Origin of the sequence: Acidipila sp. EB88 (assembly GCF_003858395.1) — a bacterium.
Taxonomy (GTDB): Bacteria; Acidobacteriota; Terriglobia; order Terriglobales; family Acidobacteriaceae; genus EB88.
The window spans coordinates 1,315,079-1,337,730 of record NZ_QWEV01000005.1 but is presented as its reverse complement, the minus strand read 5'-3'; the positions used below and the strand labels follow the sequence as shown (position 1 = coordinate 1,337,730).

The window sequence follows — 22,652 nt, the reverse complement described above, 5'->3', positions numbered from 1 at the left end:
GAGGAGCAGATCGACAATGGCTGACGCATCGCTTCCAATCGGGTCGCTTGACCTGACTCCAGACCGGGCCGCGGAAGGTACCTTCCGCGAGTGGCTCCATGGCTGGGTCATTACCGTGGATCACAAGCGCCTCGGCATCCTGTACGTGCTGTACTCGCTGTTCTTCCTGATCGTGGGCGGGACCGAGGCGATGATCATCCGCCTCCAGCTGGCACAGCCGAACAGCCACTTCGTGTCGCCGGAAGTCTACAACCGCATGTTCACCATGCACGGCACCACGATGGTCTTCCTGGTGGGCATGCCGATCCTGTTCGGGTTCGCCAACTACCTGGTGCCGCTCATGATTGGCGCCCGGGATATGGCGTTTCCCCGCCTGAATGCGTTGTCTTTCTGGCTGACAGCATTCGGCGGCATCATGCTGTACTACTCCTTTATTGGCGGCTTTGGGCTGTACGGGCAGGGTTCTGCCCCGGACGTGGGCTGGTTTGCCTACGCGCCGCTGACGACCCGCACCTACTCGCAGGGTCACGCGGTGGACTTCTGGGCGCTGAGCCTGTTTGTGACCGGCTGGGGCACGCTGGGTACCGCGATCAACATCGTGGCTACTACCATTTCCATGCGCTGCAAGGGCATGACGATGATGCGCCTGCCGCTGTTCTGCTGGCTGATGCTGTGCGTGTCTGCCCTGACCCTGATCGCCATCACCCCGCTGACCGCGGCGCAGGTCATGCTGGAACTCGACCGCTACCTGGGCGCACACTTCTTTGACGCGCAGGCCGGCGGCTCGGCGCTGATCTGGGCGCACTTCTTCTGGATCTTCGGCCACCCCGAGGTCTACATCCTGGTGCTGCCTGCCTTCGCCATCGCGAACGAGATCATTCCGGTCTTCTCGCGCAAGGCAATGTTCGGGTACCCCGCCATGGTTGCTGCCTCGGTCGGTATCGTGTTCATCTCGGTCGGCGTGTGGGCGCACCACATGTTCACCGTCGGCATGACCTCCGCGGCCAACGCCTTCTTTACGTTGTCGACCATGATCATCGCGGTGCCGACCGGCATCAAGATCTTCAACTGGCTGGCCACGATGTGGGGCGGCAAGCTGCGCTTCGCGACCCCCATGCTGTTCTGCACGGCCTTTGTGTTCCAGTTCCTGATCTCGGGCCTCACCGGCATCATGCTTTCGGCCTCACCCTGGGACTGGCAACTGCACAACTCCTACTTCGTGGTGGCGCACTTCCACTACGTGCTGGTCGGCTCGATCGTCTTCAACATTTTTGCGGCACTGTATTACTGGTATCCCAAGGTTTCCGGACGCATGATGGACGAGAAGCTGGGCAAGCTGCACTTCTGGCTGTTCCTGATTGGCTTCCATCTCACGTTCGACTTCATGCACGTCCCGGGCATTCTGGGCATGCCGCGCTGGATCTACACCTACGAGCCGAGCCGTGGCTGGGGTACCTGGAACCTGATCGTTTCGATCGGCGGCATCTTCCAGGCCATTGCCGTCGCGATCTTCCTGTACAACATGGTCTATTCGGCACTGCACGGTGAGGAAGCCGGACCGGATCCGTGGGATGCCTGGACGCTGGAGTGGGCGACCGCATCGCCACCGCCCGAGTACAACTTCGCGGTGGAGCCGGTGGTTTCGAGCCGCCGTCCGCTGTGGGACCTGAAGCACCCGGACGACCCGGACTGGAAGTACGAATAAAGGCGCGCGGTGACGGGACTCCCGTCACCGCCGCACAGTCCCGTTTGGCATGGGATACGGATCAAGGCACCAGCTGCAAGACTGGCTGAATTTTCAGCCGAGGTACTTAAAGACGTGATCGAGGAAGAGCCTGCATGAGCACCATTACTGTCCCGGTTGTTGCACACGAGCTCGAACAGCCATGGCATCTGCCCAACAAGGGCAAGGTCGGCATGATCTGCCTGATCATCGGCGAGTCGGCCATCTTCGCCATGTTTGTGCTGGCTTACCTGTTCTATATCGGCAAAAGCCAGTGGGGCCCGCAACCGCGCGAAGTGCTGGAGATTCCGATCATCAGCTCGATCTGCCTGCTTTCGAGTTCGCTGACGATCTGGCTTTCCGAGCAGGCGGTTGAGCATGGGCAGATCCAGAAATTCAATGCATGGCTCGGAGCGACCATCGCACTCGGTCTCATCTTTCTGGGATACACGGGTGCCGAGTGGTACAAGCTGATCTACCACGACGGCCTGACGCTGCAGACCAACCTGTTCGGTACCACGTTCTACTCGCTGGTCGGGCTGCATGCGTCGCACGTCATCATCGGCCTGATCATGCTGATCACGCTGTGGCTCTTCGGCATGACCGGGCACATCACGGCTAAGAACAGCGAGCGCATCCAGACGCTTGCCCTGTACTGGCATTTCGTCGATGCGGTCTGGGTGGTGGTGTTTCTGGTGGTTTATGTCATTGGCCGGTAGTGGCGTCGCTAGGGAAGGCAAGGGAATAAAGCAATGAGCTCTCACGAAAGCACAGTCGAGATACCCCATGGGGACCCGGTGAAGCCACACGGCGCGGTGCATGGCGAAGCGATTCACCTGCCCAAGCCCACGCCCTGGCCGATCGTGGTCGCGCTTGGCTTCACGCTGCTGGTCGGCGGCATCCTGACGCACTATGTCATCAGCATTCTTGGTTTCCTGCTGACGGCCTATGGCTGCGTCGGCTGGTTCAAGGATGTGCTGCCGCACGAGGCACACGAGAGCATCGAAGTGCGCGTGCAGGAGATCGCCATCGAGAGCTCGCGCAAGTCTGTCTCGCGCATCTCGGTCAGCCCGGATCATCGCACCGTGGTGCCGTTGGAAGGCTTTACCGTCATGGCCGGCCTCAAGGGCGGCATCGCCGGGGCATCGCGATGATCATCCCGGCGCTAGCCTATGGACTGATCGCGCAGCACTCCATCTGGTATCCGATCAACCTTCTTGGTGGTGCGGGTGTGGCCGGATGGCATGATCCTTCGATCCAGGACCTGCGTGCGTTTCACGCGGCGGCCCTGGGCGTGGCGATCATCATCCATGCGGTTTCCTGCGTGCTGATTGGCCTGCTGTATGGCACGATCCTGCCGCTGATGCCCAAGCACCCGGTTCTGCTGGGTGGCATCCTGGCACCGCTGGCCTGGTCCGGCCTGCTGTTTGCCACGCTGCCGACGATCAATCCCACGCTGAGCCAGCACATCAACTGGGCAGACTTCCTGATTTCACAGTTCACCTTCGGACTGGTGGCAGGCTACGTGGTTTCGCGTTCGCCGTACGTCCGCAGGGCCCAGCAACTACCTTTGGCGATGCGACTCGGCCTGGAAGCTGCCGGCTTGACGCACCACGACACGGAGGAGCGTCACTAATGCCGTTCGCAGCAAGTTTTTGGAAGCAGTTCGCAGCCACGGCGGCGCTGGCAACAGTGATGCTCGGCTCCACCGGATGCCAGCGCCTGCTGATGGGTCCGGCCAAGATTCACGAAGTGGAAGAGCGCCCCGATCAGGTGAAGGACTTCGCCGTTCTTTACGGTGAGAACTGCGCAGGCTGCCACGGGGTGGAAGGCAAGAACAGCCCAGCCTTCGGCATGAACAACCCGCTGTACTACGGCATCGCCGATGACGCCACGATCCACAACTGGAGCGCCAATGGCGGCCCCGGCGGCCAGATGCCCGCGTTCTCGACCATGGCGGGTGGTTTGCTGACGGATGACCAGATCAACGTGATCGTCAAGGGCATGCGTCAGCGCTGGGCCAAGCCCGCTATGCTCGTAGGTATGGCACTGCCTCCTTATGCTGCGTCTCATCCTGGCGATGTTTCTCACGGAGGCCAGGTCTATGCCCAGGCCTGCGCGAGCTGCCACGGGGTAGCCGATGCAAATGGAGCCGTGATGCATCCTGGCAAGGCTGGATCGATTACCGATCCGACCTACCTGTCGCTGATCAGCAACCAGGGTCTTCGTACGATCACGATCGCCGGACGGCCCGACCTGGGGCAGCCGGATTACCGGAACGACATCCCTGGACACCCACTCTCCGATACGGAGATCACTGACGTGGTGGCATGGCTGAGCGCGCACCGGCTTCCGGAACCAGGCAATCCGCACCCGACGGGCAATGGCACAGAGCTGCAAAGGAGGACTGGTCAGTAATGAGCACAACAGAAGATCATCTGGTCAAGATCGAGAACATCAAGACTGAGCACCACGGTCAGCCTGATGCGGAGATCCCTGTCCGCCATGTCACCCGCCGCAGCGTATTGATGAACATCGGCATCGGGCTGAACGCCCTGGTGGGTCTCGCCATCACGGCGCCGGTCATCGGCTATGTTCTGGGCCCGGCACTCCGCAAAAAGGGTTTCTACAAGTCCTGGGTTTCGCTCGGCAATATCGATCGCTTCCCCAATGGGCAGACCCGCTTTGCGACCTTTGTTACGCCGTATAAAACACCCACCGACGGCGCCACCGACAACACCGCGTGCTGGGTACGACGCCTGTCCGACACGAGCTTCCAGGTATTCGCGATCAACTGTGCGCACCTCGGGTGCCCGGTCCGCTGGTTCCCGCAGTCCGGTCTCTTCATGTGCCCCTGCCACGGCGGCGTCTACTACCAGGACGGCTCGCGTGCAGCCGGACCACCGGAGCGCGGCATGTTCGAGTACCAGTGGAAGCTTGTGAATGGCGAGATCCAGATCAACGCCGGCCAGCTCCCCACGCTCTCTAACCAGGCAAGTGTTGAGAGGAAGAAATCATGCCTCGGCTAAATATCAATCCCACCAAGACAGCGCTGGACGTGTACGGCTGGCTTGAGCGGCGAGTGCAGCTGGAGGGCTTCGTCAAGGAGTCCGCACTGCATCCCGTGCCAAAGTCGACCGCCAGCTGGTGGTATGTGTTCGGTTCGGCCGCGACGGCGCTGCTGGTGCTGCAGATTCTCACCGGCATTCTGCTCGCGCTGGTCTATACCCCTTCTGCCAGCGAAGCCTGGCAAAGTCTCAACTACCTCAACAATCACCTGATCCTCGGCTGGTTCCTGCGTGCCATGCACGGCTGGGGCTCCGACTTCATGATCGCCGTGGTCCTGGTGCACATGATGCAGGTGTTCATGTTCGGCGCCTACAAGTTCCCGCGTGAGCTCACGTGGCTGCTGGGTGTCGGGCTGTTGTTTCTCACGCTGGGCATGGGCTTCACGGGCCAGGTTCTGCGTTACGACCAGGATGCTTACTGGGGCCTTGGCATCGGCGCCTCCATCGCCAGCCGTGTCCCGGTCATCGGGCCCTACGCCGTGCACGCGCTGCTGGGCGGTCCCATCATCGGCGGCGCCACACTGACGCGCTTTTTTGCGCTGCACGTGTTTGTGATCCCGGGCCTGCTGATGGGCTTTGCCGGTCTGCACGTCTGGCTGGTGCTCAAGCTCGGCATCAACGAGTGGCCGATGCCTGGCCGTATCGTGCGTCGCTCCACCTACGTGCACGAGTACAACGAGCTGGCCCACAAGGACGGTATCGCCTTTGTACCGGGCGCCGTGTGGAAGGACCTGTTCTTCTCGGCTGCGATCTACGGCGCCGTGGCCCTGTGCGCCATCATCTTTGGACCCTTCGGCCCCGGCGGACAGCCCGACCCGACCATCATCCAGACGGCTCCCAAGCCGGACTACTTCTTCCTGTGGCTATACTCGATCCTGTCGTACCTGCCGGATTCGCTGGAAACACCGTTCCTGCTGATCGCTCCGCCTATCGGTATCGCTGTGCTGATCGCTCTGCCATTCGTGGCCGGCGAAGGCGAGAAGCACTGGAGCCGTCGTCCGGTGGCCGTGCTCACCCTGGTGTTCCTCTCCATCAGCCTCGCTGTGCTCAACCATCTCGGTACCTACGAGCCATGGAGCCCGCACATGACGGCATGGAGCGGCGACCCGCTGCCGGCTGAAAAGGTGCATGCCGAACTTCCGCTGGAACGCCAGGGAGCCATCGTGTTCCAGGGCAAGCAGTGCCGCAACTGCCATGAAGTCGGTGGACTGGGCGGCCAGCGTGGTCCCAGCCTCGACGCGGTTGCAACCCGCCTGACCTACGACCAGCTGGTACGCCAGGTGCTGCAGGGTGGTGGCAACATGCCAGCCTATGGCAAGAACCTGTCCCCGGCGCAGACCACCGCGATTGTGGCCTTTCTGGAAACGATGCATCCGCTTGGACAGGAGCCGGCACGCAATGCGGCAACGCCCAACGGACCGCCCGACAACATGCGGGGCAATCCGCTGACTGGGGATGGACCCGCGCAGAACGTCGGCGAGAACCATCCGGACAGCAATCCCAAGCCGGCTCCAAAGGACCAGAAGCAGACGCAGGGACAGACCACCAGCCGCAACACCAAGGCCGGCGCAAAGCCCGGCGACACCACCGTCAGCCTGAACACAGTGCCCGCACTGGTTCACTAAACGCAGTGGGAACCAGAAGGCGGCAGCGACCGATGTGGGCGCTGCCGCTTTGTTTCGCCCGCAACCTCCCTCCATTCAGACTCGTGCTCACCGCAGCAGTCTGGCCGCCGGTGTAAGCGCCAGGAGAAGAGTTTCCGTCCAACATGCCCGATGCCTCCCAAGCTGCCTACGGTTTCTCGTATGGCTTCGCCAGCATTCCGATCTGGGCCTCGCTCGCTCTGCTGGTGACCCTGCTTGTGTACGTGCGCGGCTGGCGGCTGCTGCAGCAGACCCGTCCTACGCAAATCCCTACTTGGCGTGCCCTGTGTTTTGCCGGTGGCATTCTTTCGATATGGGTGGCGATCGCGTCCCCGCTCGACGCATTGTCTGGCGCGTTGCTGACCGCCCACATGATCCAGCACCTGTTCCTGATGGCGGTGGCCCCGCCGCTGCTGGTGCTGGGCGCGCCCACCGTGCCGCTGCTGCGCGGGCTGCCTCGCTTTTTTGTGCGCGAGGGGCTGGGTCCGTTTTTCACGCTGCGCCCCGTGCACACCCTGCAGCGCCTCCTTGGCTCGCGCCTGTTCGCGTGGCTGCTGATGAACACGGTCTTTATCGCCTGGCATGTACCCGCCGCGTATGACCTGGCGCTCAAGTACCCGGGATGGCACGAGGTCGAGCACGCCTGTTTCCTGCTGACCAGCGTGCTGTTCTGGTGGCACATCGTGGCCCCGTGGCCTTCCGTCTACACGGCCAGCCGCTGGCTGCTGCTGCCATTCCTGCTCTCCGCCGACCTGGTGAACACGGCCCTGTCGGCGACGCTGAGCTTTTCCGGCAAGGTCATCTACCCGGCGTACGCAGCGATTCCGCGCTTTTTCGGCCTGTCTGTGCTGGCAGATCAGGTCGCCGCCGGATCCCTGATGTGGGTGATTGGCTCGGTATCATTCCTGGGCGCGGCCATGCTGATCACCGGGCAGCTCCTCTCGCGCAAGGGCGAGCGGGAGCAGGAACGCATGGCTGCCGCGCACACCCGCCTGCAGGCAATGCGCAGGGCCGAACGGGCAACTCCAGGCGAAGCTCCAACCCCGTCTACAGCCGGCTTCGCTCCTGGCCGTGCACAGCGACCCGAAAAGACAACCGGCGCACTCCCCGCCGATCAGCGCGGGGGCCTTGACCTGCTTCGGCTCGCTGGCATCGGGCCGTTCCTGCGGTCCCGCTATGGTCGGCAGTCGCTGCAGGCACTTTCGCTGTTGGTAGCCACAGCTGTGATTGTGGACGGGCTGTTCGGGCACCAGATGGGCTCAATGAACCTCGCGGGCATCGTCCCCTGGACCTATGCGCGCGGCATTTTTGTGCTGGCCATCCTGCTGTGCGGCAACCTGTTCTGCATGAGCTGCCCGTTCATGCTGCCGCGCGAGGCGGCGAAGTTTGTGCTGCGCCGCCTCGGCATCGCACAAAAACCCTGGCCGCGCCCGCTGCGCAACAAGTGGCTGCCTACCGCGCTGGTGTCTTTGTTCTTCTGGGCATACGAGGCGCTCGATCTTTGGGATTCGCCCGCACGGACCGCGATGCTGCTGCTGGCCTACTTCGTCACCGCATTCGCGGTGGATGGGGTGTTTCGCGACGCCTCCTTCTGCAAGTACGTGTGCCCGCTGGGCCAGTTCAACTTTGCCGCCTCGCTGGTGTCGCCCGTCGAGGTCGCGCCCCGCGCGCTTTCCACTTGTGCCAGCTGCGCTACGCGGGATTGCATTGCCGGGCACCAGGAGCCCACCACCGCGACGGCAGCCACCGAGCCGACAAAACAGCGGGAGCAGCGTGGCTGCGAACTGCACCTCTTCCTGCCGCAGAAGCAGGGCAACATGGACTGCACCCTGTGCATGGACTGTGTAAAAGCGTGCCCGCACGACAACGTCGGCCTCTTTGTTCAGCCGCCTGCTTACGAACTGGTGCAGCTTTCCACAGCGGACCCGCAACGCTCGGCGGTGGGCCGGTACAGCCACCGCATGGACCTGGCGGTGCTCGCGGCAACCGTTGTCATGGGCGCATTTGCCAGCGCCGCCGTCATGGTGGCTCCGGTGGCGCAGGTAATGGATCGGTTCGGGAGGGCTTTGCCCGCAACCGCCGCCAGCACGCTCGGGCTGCTGCTGTCGGCACTTTTGCCGGCACTGCTGCTGGCGCTGCTGTGGTTCGCGGTGCGCCTGATGCGGAGCACCGCTGTGCACCCGCATGTCCGCAACGAGCTGCCCCGGTGGATGCTCGCCCTGTTGCCGATCGGCCTCGGCATGTGGGCCGCCCACCTGTCGTTCCACCTGGTGACAGCCTGGGACTCCCTCGTACCGGGCGTTTTGCAGTCGCTGCACGATCTCGGCAAAACAGTGGGAGCGGTGCGCGCACTGCCGCAGCCCGACTGGATGGCGGAGCGGCCATTGTTCCCGGCGTCTTCGTTGCTGGGGCTGCAGCTCGCGATTCTGGATGCCGGGCTGCTTGGCACGCTGTACCTTGGCTGGCGCATGGGTGCCGGTCCCGGCAAGACGCCGGGCACAGGCAGGCGCGCCGGTCGCCCCGGGCTTTACTCCGGGCAGGGAAGCGGCATACTGGCGCGGAGCCGCGCCGTCGCGCCCTGGGCCCTGGTCGCCGTGCTGCTCTACACTGCCGGCGTATGGATCCTGCTGCAGCCGATGCAGATGCGCGGCATGGTCGGCATGTGACGAGGCCCATCCTGCTCCAGACGTGCAGGGCCTGCCGGCTCTATGGGCCGGCTGCACTGACGCTTGCGTTCCTTGCGCACCATTCTGTTCCACGCGCTTACGCGGACGGCCCGCATATCGCCTTCCATGGCACCGACGGCGCGTACACCGTGACGTTGTTCTCCGCGCCCGATCCCCTGGTGACCGGCCCTGCAGATCTGCGCCTGTTGGTGCAACTCTCCTCTGACGGCTCGCTGGTCTCAGACCCAGGACTGGCTGCAGACGGCGAGCTGGTGCTTGGCGACCGGCCCGCCGTGGTCTTCCGGATGAGCCCGGCTGCTGCCCGGCAGCTGCCGCAGGCGACGGTGCGATTAACCGATGCGGGAACCTACGCCCTGCGCCTGCATCTGCGGAAGAGCGACCGTCCCGCGGCAGGCTTCGAGGGGACGCTCCCCGTGGAGAGTAACCATGGCGTGCGCAACACCGTATTTGCCGCCGTGTTGATACCCGCCATGCTTATAGTCTTGTTCTTGCTGAACCAGTCGGCCAAGCAAAAGCTGCGCAGGCGTCGCATCGCCGCATCGCCGGCCGGGTAGCCCGGCTCAAAGATGCAGCGGGCAGCGCCCCGTCCGCATCGAAGGCGAGTGAGTCGCGGTCCGGGCGGGTTCCCGAAGGGTCTTATGTCTGGTCTTTTCGCGGGAGACGTTGCATCCCTCTCGCTCCACTTTTTATACGTCCGACTCGCGCCATTGCGATACTGCACTTGCTGGAAGCTTGCCCGGCACACAGAGGCAGCTGAGAATGAACACAAGAGGCATCATGCTCTCACGAACGAAACGTTTTGCTTGCACGGCTGCATTGCTCTCTGCTCTTGGACTCGGACCGGCGGGCTTGTCCGCGCACGCCCAGTCCGCACAGTTTGACCTGCAGGGCCCCACCCTCGAGGTAAAGGTGCAGCGCGCGGGCAAGACGCTGCCTATCGCGCAGGTGCCCAACCTCCAGCCCGGCGACCGGCTTTGGCTGCACCCTGTGCTGGGCGAGCATGAGTCGGTGCACTACCTGATGGTCGCGGTGTTTCTGCGCGGTTCCACCAACCCGCCGCCCGATGACTGGTTCACCAAGGTAGAGGCATGGAACAAGCAGGTTATCGACGAGGGCAGCTACCTGGTCGTGCCTCCCGGCGCCGAGCAGGTTGTGATCCTGTTTGCCCCCCAGACCGGTGGTGACTTCTCGACCCTGAAGAACGCGGTGCGCGGACGGCCCGGCGCGTTTGTGCGCGCCTCGCAGGACCTGAACACGGCCAGCCTGGACCGCGACCGTATCAACAAGTACATCCATGCGGTGGCTGGCATCGCGGACCCGGACAAGGTCAAGGACCAGTCCAACACCCTGGCCCGGTCACTCTCTCTCAAGGTGAACCAAGACTGCTTTAATCGCCCGGCAGACCAGCAGGCAGCCTGCCTGCAGCAGAGCCAGAGCGCTCTGATCCTCGACAACGGCAGCAGCAGCACGGCCCAGGGTCTGCTGAATGGCCCTACCAGCGATCTCGCGCTGCAGGCCGGCTCCACCACCAGCATGGCCTCCGGTCTGTACGACCCGTACATCTCCGCCGCCTTCGATATCGCCCGCATCCTGTCGAGCATCCACACGGCGCAGTTTCAGTACATTCCGGCGTTGTCCTCCGACACCAACGTGGAGATGAACCTGTGGCTCAACGCGCCGCCATCCTTCCATAACCCCAAGTCTGTGCTGGTCGTGGCGCTGCCACCCGTGATGGCTGCCAAGCCACCGGCGCTGCATCCCGTCGACCCCAAGCAGGTGTTCTGCATGCAGCGCGCGCCGCTGGTGCTGCCGGTCGATGGCGCTCCGGAGATCTTCGCAACCGACTATGGACATGGCCTGACGCTGCACCTGGCGGATAAGAACGGCAAGACCGTGGACCTGCCAACCGCGCCCGACGCGGCGCAGGGAGGGTTCGTGGTGCCGGCCCCGGTGCTGCAGAACGCGGCCCTGGGCAACGACGTGCAGGCCGGGGTACGCGGGTACTGGGGTTTCGACGCCTACACCGGACCCTCGTTCAAGCTGCGTTCCACCAACGGCGATGACTGGTCCGTCGCGGACGCCGACAAGAATGCGCTGGTGGTCGGCCGGGACGACGAGCTGCATCTGCGGTCGGATGCGGCTGCCTGTGTGGACGAAGTGAACTACACCGACGCCAGCGGCAAGCCGCAAAAGGCGACGTTCAAGCCGGATGGAGCGGACGGAATTGTGGCCACGCTGCCGCTGAAGGATGCGCAGCCCGGTCCCATTACCGTGTCGATCAAGCAGGCTGGCCTCAAGGATCCGAAAACCGTGAGCACCGCGAGCTTTGCCGAGGCAGGCAAGTACGAGGCGTTCACCATGCACTCCGGGGATCGCGGAGGCGTACTCACCGGCACCCGCCTCGATGGAGTCGCCTCGCTCGAGCTGCATGGCATCCGCTTCATGCCGGGCAAGCTGACCCGAACCGGCACAGTGGACGAGCTGGAGTTGATGGCGCCTGCCACAAAGCCCACGCCTCCCGCTGCTGCGGGCGCCGGCGCGCCTGCAGCAGCGACAGCGGCCCCGGCTGCGGCTGCGATCGACCCGGTTGCGGCACTGACGGCAGGATCGCACTCCATTGCCAATGCCACCCTCAAGGACGGACGCGTGGTGCCGGTTGCCGTCACCATCGATGCAGCTCGCCCCTCGGTCGCGCTGATCAACAAGAATGTGCAGCTCGCCGCTGCTGCCCAACCTGCGCCCACGTTGGCCCTCAAGCTGGGCAGCGCCGACCAGCTTCCCCTGGACGGCAAGCTGACCTTCGCCATCAAGTCGCAGCAGCCGGCGGTGTTTGCCAAGGGCGAATCGATCGAGGTGGCGACGGAGGACGGGCTCGCCTCGGCAACCTTCAGCCTGCAGACCGGCCAGCTGGTCCTGCAGGACGCGAAAACCGCGATCGCCACGCTCGATCCCGCAAAGAGCTTCGGGAACTCTGCCTTTGGCCGCCTGCGCCTGCGCCCGGTGATGGCGGACGGAACCATGGGCGACTGGCTGCCGCTGGCGACCCTGGTGCGCCTGCCCAGCCTGCAGAGCTACACCTGCCCGCCCGATGCCGCGCAGAACTGCACCCTCACCGGGACGAGCCTGTTCCTGCTGGAATCGGTGGCGACCGATGCCCAGTTCACCCACATGGTGACGGTGCCGGACGGCTTTGCTGCCAACACCCTCGAGGTGCCGCACGTCGCCAATGGCCAGGTATTTGTGAAGCTGCGCGACGATCCATCCGTGGTGAATACCGTATCGGTGGAAGGGGGCAGGAACAGTGCCGGCAACCACCACGCCCGGCGCGGACCGGTGCCCGCGGCAGGCTCGGGACCCGCCGCTCCGCCCCCAGGGGCGTCGCTCACCAAGGCCGGGGTGGCGGACACCTCCATGGCTGCGGCGCCCAGACCTGCTCCTTAGCCTAAGCCAGGGCTCAAAGCAGGGCGCCCGCCTGCGCGGCTGGCGATCGCTTCGTGGCGGGTCATGAACGAGCCCGGGCGTCCGCTACGGCTGTATCAACGAGGCACGGATGCGCTTGCCCACGCGGATCACCAGGGTCTCCGGCAGGGGACCGACCGGGATATGCGGCGTGCTGTGCACCTCGCCGCCGATGCGCACGGCTCCCTGTTTGATCTTGCGGTTGGCGTCTGTTCCTGAGTCGGCCATGCCAAGCTGCACCAGCAGCTTATCGACGCGGATCTGTCCCGACTCACGACGGCCGTCCGCTGCGATCGTGCCGGTCCAGCCGACGTCTTCGGCCATGACGCCAATCTCTTCCACGTACTCAGGCTGCTCGTCCCGCTGGAACTGCCGCGCCCAGCCCTCGTCCGCCTCGCGCACCGCCTCGGCCGAGTGGTAGCCGGCCACGATGGTCCGGGCGAGGCGCTTCTTGGCTTCCATGGGGTGCAGCGTGCCGGTCGCGACCTCTGCCTGCATCGCCTCGATTTCGCTCTGGCGCAGGTCCGTCAGCAGCGTCCAGAAACGCCACATCAGCGTGTCTGAAATTGACATGATCTTGCCGTACATCTCGGCGGCCGGCTCGTGGATGCCGATCGCATTGTTGAGCGATTTCGACATCTTCTGCACGCCGTCGAGCCCCTCGATGATCGGGGTCATCAGCACGATCTGCGAAGGCTGGTCGTAGTGGCGCTGCAGTTCGCGCCCGATCAGCAGGTTGAACTTCTGATCGGTGCCACCCAGTTCCACATCCGCCTTGAGCGCGACCGAGTCGTACCCCTGCGCCAGCGGGTACAGAAACTCATGCAGCGAGATCGGTTTCTCTTCCTGGAAGCGTTTGTGAAACTCGTCGCGTTCCAGCATCTGCGAAACGGTGAACTTGGCGGCAAGCCGGATGATGCCTTCAAATCCGAGCTGGTCGAGCCACTCAGAGTTGAAGCGAACCTCGGTCTTGTCGCGATCCAGGATGCGGAACACCTGGTCGGTGTAGCTGGCGGCGTTTTCATTGATCTGTTCGCGGGTCAACGGCTTACGGGTGACCGAGCGGCCGGTGGGGTCGCCGATCAACGTGGTGAAGTCCCCGACCAGGAAGATCACCTGGTGGCCCAGCAGCTGGAACTGGCGCAGCTTGCGCATCAACACGGTGTGGCCCAGGTGCAGGTCGGGCGCGGTCGGATCGAAACCGGCCTTGACCCGCAGCGGCGTGCCGCTGGCGCGGGACCGGGTGAGCCGTTCCCGCAGATCCGAGACGCGGATGATCTCGGCAGCGCCCTTTTGCAGAAGGTCGAGCTGCTCATCCACAGGAAGAAAATCTTGCTTCAACGATGCGTCGGACATACCAGTCCAGTATGCGTGTTTTGGGGCGAGGTGTCCCGCCGCAGGCTCTGGAAAGCGGGGCGCTACCTGACCCAGACCTCGGGCGCCGCGCCTTGTACCTGTTGCGCATGAAAGATGCCCAGCGTGTTGTTGCTCCACACGGGCAGCCCGGATTTCGCCAGCACGATCACCCCGCCCTCACCGCCTTTGAGCGCGGGCAGTTCGTGGTGAATCATCTGGTCGGCCGCCTGCTGTGGTGTATTGCCCTGCTCCACCAGCGTGCAAACCTGGCGTGCCAGCGTGAGCCGGATGAAGTACTCGCCCACGCCTGTGCCGGATACGGCGCAGGCGTGATCGCTCGCGTAGGTACCCGCGCCAATGATTGGCGAGTCACCCACCCGGCCCGGGAGTTTGCCCTGCATGCCGCCGGTTGAGGTAGCAGCCGCGAGGTGTCCATCGGCATCCCGCGCCACCGCACCGACGGTGCCATAGCGGTGCGCAAAGATGCGCGGCCCGGCCAGCATCGCCATGCCGCCGTGCGCGGGGGCAGGTGGCACACCCGCCGGTCGCGGCGGCACGGGACGTCCGCTCCCCCGCATCACCCCGGCAAACTCCTGCCAGCGCATTTCAGTAAAGAAGAACGAGGGAGGCTGCTGCTCGAGTCGCTGCGTGCGCGAGAAGGCGTCCGCGCCGTCGCCCACCATCATCACGTATGGCGTGTGCTCCATCACGGCGCGGGCCAACGCGATGGGGTGCCGGGTAAAGTGCACGCTTGCCACCGAGCCCGCCTCGAGCGTCGCTCCATTCATCAGCGAGGCGTCCATCTCGTTGGTGCCGTCTGCGGCAAACGCAGAGCCGCGCCCGGCGTTGAACAGTGGATCGTCCTCCAGCACCTCGATGGAAGCCTCCACCGCATCGAGCGAGGAGCCATGCCGCGCCAGCACCGCCGAGCCGGCAGCCAGTGCCCGGGCGAGCGACGCGTGGTACGCCGAGGCAGTTGCTGCATCCATGTGCTCCCACTCCGCCTCGCCCGCGCCGCCGTGAATGGCAATTGCCCATTGCTGGGCGTGGGCTGTGATGGAACAGAAAAGCAGCGGAAGCAGGAACAGGATGCGCATGGCAACATCCTAAGTGCCTCTGCGCGGGAGGAGGCCCATTCCTGGCATGTTTTTGATTTTCGGAATACCGGCCACGAAGTGGCCGCCAGCCGCGCAGGCGGTTTTCGCTTCTTACTTCTCATGCAAGTTCCATCCAAGCCGTGTGTGGTCTGCGGGCGCGAGATCACCTGGCGCAAAAAGTGGGAGCGCTCCTGGGACGAGGTGCGCTACTGCAGCGACGGCTGCCGTAAGCGGGCGAAGTCCGGCGCGGCCACGACCGAGGACGCAGCGCTGGAAACGGCGATTCTGACGCTGCTGGCCGAGCGCGGAGCGGGCAAGACGATCTGTCCGTCGGAAGCAGCCCGGCGGGTCGCAGGCAGCGAAGAGCGCGCCGCATGGGAGCACCTGATGGAGCCGGCACGCGCGGCGGCCCGGCGCCTGCATGCCGCGGGCAGGCTCGTGGTGACGCAGGGCGGCCATCCGGTCGATCCCTCGCATGCCCGGGGTCCGATCCGTTTGAAGCGCGTGTAAAGCCTTGGTCGGTCGAGGCGCGTTGCGCTTTATGCTGGAAGGCATGAGTGTGGAGCTTCGCTTTGATGGCAAGGTCGCGCTGGTGACCGGTGGCTCACGTGGCATCGGTGCGGAAACTGTGCGGCTGTTTGTGCAGGCAGGTGCGCGCGTGGTGTTCAACTACCGCGCCGCGAACGATGCGGCCGAGGCGCTGGTCGCCGAGTGCGGTGGCACGGATCGGTGTCGCGCGATCCGGCAGGAGCTGGGCGCGGCCGAAGAAGGCCGTGCGCTGGTGGAGACAGCCACAGCCGCATGGGGAAGACTGGATGCGCTGGTGGTGAACCACGGGGTATGGCCCTCGCACGATGCGCCCATCGAGACGATGGCGGATGCGCAGTGGCGCAGCACCATGGGCATTAACCTCGACAGCGTGTTCGGGCTGTTGCAGGCGGCGGTTGCCCGCTTCAAGCAGCAGGATGCGGATGCTGATGGCCGGCGCGGCCACGTGGTGCTGGTGGCCTCCACGGCAGCGCAACGAGGCGAGGCGTTCCACGCGGATTACGCCGCGTCCAAGGGAGCCCTGATCTCGCTCACCAAGAGCCTGTCGAGCGAGCTTGCCGGCTCTGGCATCTCGGCCAACTGCGTAGCGCCGGGCTGGGTCGCGACCGACATGTCCGCGCCCGCTCTAGCATCCGAGGCCGGCAGGGCGAAGATCTTCGGGACGATCCCGATGGGCCGCGTCGGAACGCCCGCCGAGATCGCAGGGCCAATTCTTTTTCTGTGCACGCCGTGGGCCGGGTTCATCTCAGGCGAAATCCTGAATGTGAACGGCGGCGCGGTGCTGGTGGGCTAGATGCGGACACAACGATTGCTCGAAGCCGCCAGCGCGGTTCTTCTTTTTACAGCGATGTCAGTAGCTCATTCAGTTGCCGCACAGGCTGTGAACCCCGCGCCTCCAGCCTCGAGCGCAACCACTTCTTCCGCTTCTTCCGCGCAGGATGCCAGCGGCAGCGATCCCAAGGCCATCGCGCTGATGCAGCAGATGGTGGACGCGCTCGGCGGGGCCAAGTGGCTTGCGATCCACAACGTCGTGCAGGAGGGCCGTACCTCGGGCTTCTTCCAGGGCAAGCCGACCGGCTCGATCGGCGATTTCCGCTCGCTGCGGACTGTGCCCGTCTCGCGCACAGATCCGGGCCTGCAGCGTACCGAGTTCACCAAGAAGCATGACGTGGTCACGATCCTGACCCCCGACATCGACTGGGAGATCACCTATCGCGGCAAGCGCCAGCTGCCGCCAGAGGAGTACCTGAGCGTGTTCCGGCGGCGCGATCACTCGCTCGACGAAGCGGTGCGCGTGTGGTGGCATGAGCCGGGCACGGTGTTTTTCTCGGGCGGGCAGAAGATGTCCGGGCGGCACCTGGTGGATGAGTTGACGCTGCTCGATAGCAACAATGACAACATCACTCTGCAGCTCGACACTGAAACGCACCTGCCGTTCCGCATCGCGTTCACGTGGCGTGACCCGCTCTACAAGGACAACAACGAGGATGCGGTGGAGTTCGCCGACTATCACCCGGTGGACGGCCTGCCCACGCCACTGAGCGAGACCTACTCGCACAATGGCGACATGACCTCGCAGCGCTACCTCACGCACGTTTTCTACAACGTTCCCGTCGCGCCCGACGACTTCGACGTGGATGCCACGGCAGCCAGGCTGAAGAAGTGACTGCGTAGAGCACCCCCACGAAGTGGCCGCCAGCCGCGCAGGCGGTTTTAGAAGCTGCTCGCGGCCGCCTGCAGCAGCGTATCAATTACCTGGCGTGACCCGGTGCCCGGGTAGTCGTTGCACAGGATGGAAAAGATCACCAGCCGTCCGCTGTCAGTGGTGAGGAACCCGCTTAAGGCATCCACCTCCCCCAGCGTCCCGGTCTTGGCCTGCACGCGGCCGCGTAGCGCAGGGAAGCGGCCGGACAGTGTGCCATCCACTCCGCTCGAAGGCAGCGAGTTGCGAAGCACCGGGCCCCAGGGCTGCGTCGTGCTGTAGCGCAGCAGCGTGGTCAATGCGCGTGGCGTCACCAGGTCCTTGGTAGAAAGCCCCGAACCGTCGTAAAGCAGGAAGTCTTCCGGCGCGAGGTTGACCTGCGTGGTCATGAAGCCGCGCACCACGCGGGCCCCGCCGGCGGCCGCGCCATCCGCGCCTTCTGCACGGCCCAGCAGGCGCAACAGCAGCTCCGCATGCAGGTTCTGCGAGACCTTGTTCGTCACCGTCACAATGTCACTCAACGGCACCGACCTGCGGGCGGCGACAATGCGGGTCGCGGCGCCTGCGGTGCTTGCGGGTGTCCAGCCGTCGAGCGAGGTGGCGGCGGGCGGCAGCGCAAGGAGCGGCACCGGCGTGTGTGTCTCCGCTGTAAAGGATTGCGTATCGACCGGGGCACGATGCACCGCGAGCGACTGCCCCCGCACCGCGACTCCCGCCGTGGCCAGCGCCCCAGCGAATGCCCGGGCGCCGAACTGCGCGGGGTCCTCAAGCGTGATGGCGAGATGCACGGGTGCGCCGCCCGCGGCCAGGGAGCCATACACGCGCAACGCCCCGCCGGTAGGCGGCCGGGCGACGCCCAGCGCGGGCGCAGTGCCGGCCGGGGTGGTCACAGCGGTGATATCCAGGTTGTCGGCGAAAACTCCGCTGCCGCTCGCGGTGACAGCAGCACCAGCCGTGCCGCTCGCCTGGGAAATCTCCGGCAGCCAGCTCGCGGTGACGGGCATGCCGGCCGACGCTCCCGGCGCGATCGTGAGATAGCGCACATTGTCGTTGATCACCAGCGCTGATACCGGGGCGCCGTACTCCCATTGCAGGTCATCCCAGCCCCATCCGGAGCCGTACCGCTCATCGGGGAACAGCGTGTCATCGGCCAGCACATTGCCGTCCACCGCGCGGATGCCGCTCGCCAGCACCTGCGCTGCCAGCGCATCGAGCGCAGCCAGTGGAGGGTTGGAGCGATCCGTGTGGCCGGCGTATGGGTAGACGCGTCCCGACATCGTGGGATCGGCGCCGCCTACCAGGCGCAGGGTGCCGTGCAGGGTGCCCGCGGCGTCCACCTCGCCCTCTGCCACCACGCGCGTGGCCATCGTGAAGGACGGTCCCAGCAGGGCCAGTGCCGTGGAGGTGGTGAACAGTTTGGCATTGGACGCGGGTTCGAGCAGTTGCGCATCGTTCCGGGCGTACAGCGTCGCCCCGGTGGCGGCATCCACCATCGACACGCCCCAGTGGGCGCGCGCGGCAGCCGGGGTGCTCAACAGCAATGGGTCCAGTCGTGCGGCGGCAGGTCCCGCACTGGCTGTGGCGCCCGATGCTGCGCTCTGTGCGTGCGCAACGGAGTGTGCGCAGACGATGCCAAGGCAAAGCAGGAGGGCGACGCTGGGGGCCAGCGGATGGATGCGCATACTGCCACACACCATAGCAAACCGCTCCCGGTATAGCATCGAAGCCGTCAATGACAGAGAGCGAGCGACTTTCCGGGACGGACCGCGGTTCAGCCGTCAGCGCAGGTGCTGCCATCGCGACCCCTCACGTCCGCGCGGTGCAGCCGTGGCCGTTGCGCTCCCGCTCCCTTGTGCTCGGAGAGCGCACGCTGGTGATGGGCATCGTCAACGTGACGCCCGACTCGTTTTCGGGAGACGGTCTCCATGCCACACCAACCGGCAGCCACGATGCCGGACAGTCGGAGGCGCAGGGCGGCATGGTGGCCCGGGGCGTGGAACATGCGCTGCGCCTGCTGGATGAGGGTGCCGCGCTCCTCGATCTCGGGGCGGAGTCGACCCGGCCCGGCTCCGGTGCGGGCGGTGTGGCCGCGATCTCCACGGCCGAGGAGCAGGATCGCCTGCTTCCCGTGCTGGAAGCATTGCTGCGGGAGCGGCCCGAGGCCATCGTTTCTGTCGATACCTACCGTGCCGCCACCGCACGCGCGGCGCTGGCAGCAGGCGCAGAGATCGTCAACGATGTCAGTGGTTTTCTGTGGGACCCGGAGATGGCTGCTACCTGTGCGCAGCAGCGGTGCGGCATTGTGCTGATGCACACCCGGGGGCGCCCTGACGAGTGGCGAACCCTGCCTGCGCTGGTACCGGAGCAGGTAGTGCCACTTGTTCTCGCAGGCCTACAGGAACGCCTGCAGGCTGCCGATGCCGCGGGCATAGCCGCCGAACGCATCGTGCTCGATCCTGGCTACGGGTTTGGCAAGGCCTTCCAGGCGAACTACCACCTGCTGCACGCACAGCCGGCGCTGCTCGCGCTCGGCAGGCCGCTGCTGGTCGGGGTCTCACGCAAGTCATTTCTGGGCCGCACCCTGGCGCCGCTGCACGGGGGCGCGGACGCGCCGACCCACTCGCGCGACAACGCCACGATCGCAGCCTCGGTAGCAGCGGTTCTGTATGGGGCCAGCATCGTGCGGGTGCATGCCGTGCGCTCCATGGTCGAGGCGGCCGTCATTGCCGATGCAGTGCTTGCCGGTCAGATCTTCCAGAACAAGGGTTGACTCAGGTGGTCTGCAAGCCTGCTCCTCGCGGCACGGGTGTAGGGGACGGCAGAAGAGCGACTACCGGCGCTCGCTCGCATCATGCGCCCGGTTGGCCTCAAAGCTCACAATATGCCACTGCCCGTGCGACAGGTTCCACACGCGCGTGTAGCGATACTCGCCGGATACCGCTTGGCCCGCGTAGATACCCTCGGCATGGACCTTGGACGTGACCACGGCAGTGGTGCCGTAGATCCGAATCTTTTCTTCCTCAATCTTCAGCGTCTTGAAGTGCTCCAGGCCGGAGGTTCGTGCCTGCAGATCCTCGGTCTTGCTGGCGATTGTTCCGTCGGGGCCGATGCCCACGTAGCTTTCGGCCAGCATGGTGGACAGCGTGGCGGTATCCCCGGCCAGCGCAGCCTCGCGCCACTGGCTTTCGAGCTGCTCAATCTGCTTATGCTCGGCGCCTTTGTTCTTGCCAATCGGCAGGTGCACCACCTGCGCAGGGCAGGCGGAGCACAGCATGGCAACGATGACCGCCGTCATGGCCAGGGATGCGCCCCTCGTTCCGATGGGCAGTGGTTCACCGCCGCCACAGCCTGGTATCGCCATGTCTTTTTCGGGGCGCAGGGCACGACAGAAACGACGCGGGAGCACCACGCTAACCGCTCGGGCACAAGAGCCGCTGGATGGATACGGGAGCGCCATGCGATGAATGTACGCCCCCGGGTCAAAGCTGGAACAGGTGACCGCAGTGTACCCGAACCGTGGCCGGCCCGAACCAGGCCGCGACGAACCAGGCCACCACGAACTAGGCCACGACGTGAAGATCTTCCACCGCGCGCTCGCGCATACGCTGGTACAAGCCACCCACGGCGTACTTCTCAAAGTGCTTGGTCGCGCGGTGGGCATCGTGGGCAGCACGGTCCCGGTACTGCTCGTAGATCAGGACCGTGTCGGAGGCTGCCTCGCTCCAGTGCGGAATGTAGGTGAGGCAGCCAGGCTCCTTGCGGGACTCCACGGCCAGCTGACGAAGAAACTCCGTGACATCCTGACGATCTTCAGGAGCAAAGCGGAGCCGTACCAAAAAGCTGACTGTTTCTGCCATGGGGATGTCCTTAGCCTTTGCCTTGTTTAGGCATGCAGAGTGCGGAGAGCCGTTCGGAAAGCAGGGAGCTCGATCGTCTGATCGCGGTCCGGCCCGGTGGAGATCATGCCGATCCTGGCGTTCGACTCCTGCTCCAGAAAGTACAGGTAATCCTTGGCGAGCTGGGGCAGGTCGTCATACGAGCGGGCCTGCTCCGTGCTTTGCTGCCAGCCCTGCAGCATGGTGTAGATCGGCTTGATCGACTCGAGACCGCGCACATCGGCGGGCATCGTATCGGTGCGCTTGCCGTCGATTTCGTAGCCCACGCAGACCGGGATCGTCGCCAGCTCGTCCAGCACATCGAGCTTGGTCACCACCAGCCACTCCGTGCCATTGATCATGTTGGAGTAGCGCAGCAGCGGCAGGTCCAGCCAGCCGCAGCGGCGGGGCCGCCCGGTAACCGCGCCAAACTCCGCACCGCGGCGCTGCAGCACCGCGCCCGCATCGTCGTGGATCTCGGTCGGGAACGGACCTTCGCCCACCCGCGTGACATAGGCCTTGGTGACTGCAATCACGGTGCCCATGCGCGTCGGGCCGACGCCGGTGCCGGTGGTTGCGCCGCCGGCCGTTGCGGACGACGAGGTCACAAACGGATAGGTGCCGTGGTCGATGTCGAGCATCGTGCCCTGCGCGCCTTCAAACATCACGCTCTTGCCTTCGTCGATGGCGCGGTTCAGCAGCGATGCGGTATCGGTCACGAAGGGGCGCAGCTGCTCGGCGGCCGCGGCATAGTCGTCGTACATCTTGGCCGGGTCCAGCGGGTGCGTGCCGAACAGGGCCTGGGCGATGGTGTTCTTCTCGCGGCAGGCATTCTCGATGTGCGTCTTGAGCAGGTCCTTGTTCAGCAGGTCTACAACGCGCAGGCCATTGCGGGCACTTTTGTCTTCGTAGGCCGGGCCGATACCCCGGGATGTGGTGCCGATCTTCTGGCGGCCCGGCGCGCTTTCCGCGGCGAGTTCGATCATGCGGTGGTATTCGAGGATGACCTGTGCGCGATTGGACACCTTAAGCTGCGTATCGACGTCGACGCCGAGGTCCCGCAGTTTGTTGATCTCCTTCAGGAAGGCCATGGGGTCGAGCACGACGCCGTTGCCGATCACTGCCTGGCAGTCCGGGCGCAGCACGCCGCAGGGTACCAGCTGGAGGATGAACTTCTTGCCACCGATGATGACGGTGTGTCCGGCGTTATGGCCTCCGGCGTACCGGGCTACCACGTCGAAGCTGCCGCTCAGCACATCGACGATCTTGCCTTTGCCTTCATCGCCCCACTGGGCGCCGAGAATAATTGCTGTTTTTGCTCGCATCTGGTTTGGCGCATGCTCGTTTTCTTCAGAATGGGTCGGAGCTTTGCACAACACGCGGTTCAGGCATGGTGGCTGGCGCGCCATGGGGGCACGCACTCCAGACACGATGATATAACGCGCCACCGGCCGGCGCCGGGCAGCGCACCGACGGCGCGCCACCCGTTTTAG

The 22,652-nt window shown here is 64.8% G+C and carries 20 protein-coding genes; 14 read left to right on the top strand and 6 right to left on the bottom strand.

Annotated features, from left to right (window positions below):
• Positions 1–16: 16 nt before the first annotated feature.
• The 10 genes from ctaD to D1Y84_RS06410 all read left to right on the top strand — a co-directional run bounded on the left by ctaD (position 17) and on the right by D1Y84_RS06410 (position 12,562).
• Complete coding sequence (gene ctaD, locus D1Y84_RS06450) at positions 17–1,705, top strand: cytochrome c oxidase subunit I (RefSeq protein WP_124847782.1); 1,689 nt, start codon at positions 17–19, stop codon at positions 1,703–1,705.
• Between the two features lie 134 nt (positions 1,706–1,839).
• Complete coding sequence (locus D1Y84_RS06445; RefSeq protein WP_124847781.1) at positions 1,840–2,442, top strand: cytochrome c oxidase subunit 3; 603 nt, start codon at positions 1,840–1,842, stop codon at positions 2,440–2,442.
• Positions 2,443–2,475: 33 nt separating this feature from the next.
• Entirely contained in the window at positions 2,476–2,877 is a 402-nt protein-coding gene (locus D1Y84_RS18385; protein ID WP_233581193.1) for a hypothetical protein, read from the top strand.
• Entirely contained in the window at positions 2,874–3,359 is a 486-nt protein-coding gene (locus tag D1Y84_RS18380) for a hypothetical protein (protein ID WP_233581192.1), read from the top strand. Before D1Y84_RS18385 ends, D1Y84_RS18380 begins: the two co-directional genes overlap by 4 nt.
• Positions 3,359–4,141, top strand: coding sequence for a c-type cytochrome (locus tag D1Y84_RS06435; RefSeq protein ID WP_124847780.1), 783 nt, complete (start codon positions 3,359–3,361; stop codon positions 4,139–4,141). Before D1Y84_RS18380 ends, D1Y84_RS06435 begins: the two co-directional genes overlap by 1 nt.
• Positions 4,141–4,752, top strand: coding sequence for a ubiquinol-cytochrome c reductase iron-sulfur subunit (locus D1Y84_RS06430; protein WP_124847779.1), 612 nt, complete (start codon positions 4,141–4,143; stop codon positions 4,750–4,752). The genes D1Y84_RS06435 and D1Y84_RS06430 overlap by 1 nt, the downstream gene beginning before the upstream one ends.
• Complete coding sequence (locus D1Y84_RS06425; protein WP_124847778.1) at positions 4,740–6,416, top strand: cytochrome b N-terminal domain-containing protein; 1,677 nt, start codon at positions 4,740–4,742, stop codon at positions 6,414–6,416. The genes D1Y84_RS06430 and D1Y84_RS06425 overlap by 13 nt, the downstream gene beginning before the upstream one ends.
• 143 nt (positions 6,417–6,559) lie before the next feature.
• The gene (locus tag D1Y84_RS06420) at positions 6,560–9,100 is read left to right on the top strand and encodes a cytochrome c oxidase assembly protein (RefSeq protein ID WP_124847777.1); all 2,541 of its coding nucleotides are present in this window, start codon (positions 6,560–6,562) and stop codon (positions 9,098–9,100) included.
• Complete coding sequence (locus D1Y84_RS06415; protein ID WP_124847776.1) at positions 9,097–9,675, top strand: hypothetical protein; 579 nt, start codon at positions 9,097–9,099, stop codon at positions 9,673–9,675. Before D1Y84_RS06420 ends, D1Y84_RS06415 begins: the two co-directional genes overlap by 4 nt.
• Before the next feature lie 223 nt (positions 9,676–9,898).
• Positions 9,899–12,562, top strand: coding sequence for a hypothetical protein (locus D1Y84_RS06410; RefSeq protein WP_124847775.1), 2,664 nt, complete (start codon positions 9,899–9,901; stop codon positions 12,560–12,562).
• 84 nt (positions 12,563–12,646) lie between these two features.
• Here the strand turns inward: D1Y84_RS06410 and tyrS are convergent, their stop codons facing one another.
• Together tyrS and D1Y84_RS06400 are read right to left on the bottom strand one after the other, a co-directional pair.
• Complete coding sequence (gene tyrS, locus D1Y84_RS06405) at positions 12,647–13,936, bottom strand: tyrosine--tRNA ligase (protein WP_124847774.1); 1,290 nt, start codon at positions 13,934–13,936, stop codon at positions 12,647–12,649.
• Between the two features lie 62 nt (positions 13,937–13,998).
• Positions 13,999–15,033, bottom strand: coding sequence for an isoaspartyl peptidase/L-asparaginase family protein (locus tag D1Y84_RS06400; protein WP_124847773.1), 1,035 nt, complete (start codon positions 15,031–15,033; stop codon positions 13,999–14,001).
• Positions 15,034–15,153: 120 nt separating this feature from the next.
• Between D1Y84_RS06400 and D1Y84_RS06395 the strand changes: the two genes are divergently transcribed.
• From D1Y84_RS06395 to D1Y84_RS06385, 3 genes are read left to right on the top strand one after another with little or no spacing between them, the layout of a single operon-like run.
• On the top strand, positions 15,154–15,543 hold the full coding sequence (locus D1Y84_RS06395; protein WP_124847772.1) for a DUF2256 and DUF3253 domain-containing protein: 390 nt from the start codon (positions 15,154–15,156) through the stop codon (positions 15,541–15,543).
• Between the two features lie 43 nt (positions 15,544–15,586).
• The gene (locus D1Y84_RS06390; protein ID WP_124847771.1) at positions 15,587–16,375 is read left to right on the top strand and encodes an SDR family NAD(P)-dependent oxidoreductase; all 789 of its coding nucleotides are present in this window, start codon (positions 15,587–15,589) and stop codon (positions 16,373–16,375) included.
• Positions 16,376–17,248 (top strand): hypothetical protein, encoded by an 873-nt coding sequence (locus tag D1Y84_RS06385; RefSeq protein WP_124847770.1) that lies wholly within the window; start codon positions 16,376–16,378, stop codon positions 17,246–17,248.
• 47 nt (positions 17,249–17,295) lie between these two features.
• Here the strand turns inward: D1Y84_RS06385 and dacB are convergent, their stop codons facing one another.
• Positions 17,296–18,966 (bottom strand): D-alanyl-D-alanine carboxypeptidase/D-alanyl-D-alanine-endopeptidase, encoded by a 1,671-nt coding sequence (gene dacB / locus D1Y84_RS06380; RefSeq protein ID WP_158615349.1) that lies wholly within the window; start codon positions 18,964–18,966, stop codon positions 17,296–17,298.
• A 50-nt stretch (positions 18,967–19,016) separates the two neighbouring features.
• Here dacB and folP point away from each other — a divergent pair, with 50 nt between their 5' ends.
• A complete protein-coding gene (gene folP, locus D1Y84_RS06375; protein WP_233581190.1) occupies positions 19,017–20,054 on the top strand; it encodes a dihydropteroate synthase in 1,038 nt (345 codons plus the stop codon).
• 60 nt (positions 20,055–20,114) lie between these two features.
• On the opposite strand, the gene D1Y84_RS17880 is transcribed toward folP, so the two are convergent.
• The 3 genes from D1Y84_RS17880 to D1Y84_RS06360 form a co-directional block, all read right to left on the bottom strand.
• On the bottom strand, positions 20,115–20,645 hold the full coding sequence (locus D1Y84_RS17880) for a nuclear transport factor 2 family protein (RefSeq protein ID WP_158615348.1): 531 nt from the start codon (positions 20,643–20,645) through the stop codon (positions 20,115–20,117).
• Between the two features lie 199 nt (positions 20,646–20,844).
• Positions 20,845–21,141, bottom strand: a complete 297-nt coding sequence (locus tag D1Y84_RS06365; protein ID WP_124847767.1) for a putative quinol monooxygenase — start codon at positions 21,139–21,141, stop codon at positions 20,845–20,847.
• Between the two features lie 26 nt (positions 21,142–21,167).
• On the bottom strand, positions 21,168–22,484 hold the full coding sequence (locus D1Y84_RS06360) for an adenylosuccinate synthase (protein ID WP_124847766.1): 1,317 nt from the start codon (positions 22,482–22,484) through the stop codon (positions 21,168–21,170).
• Positions 22,485–22,652 lie beyond the last annotated feature (168 nt).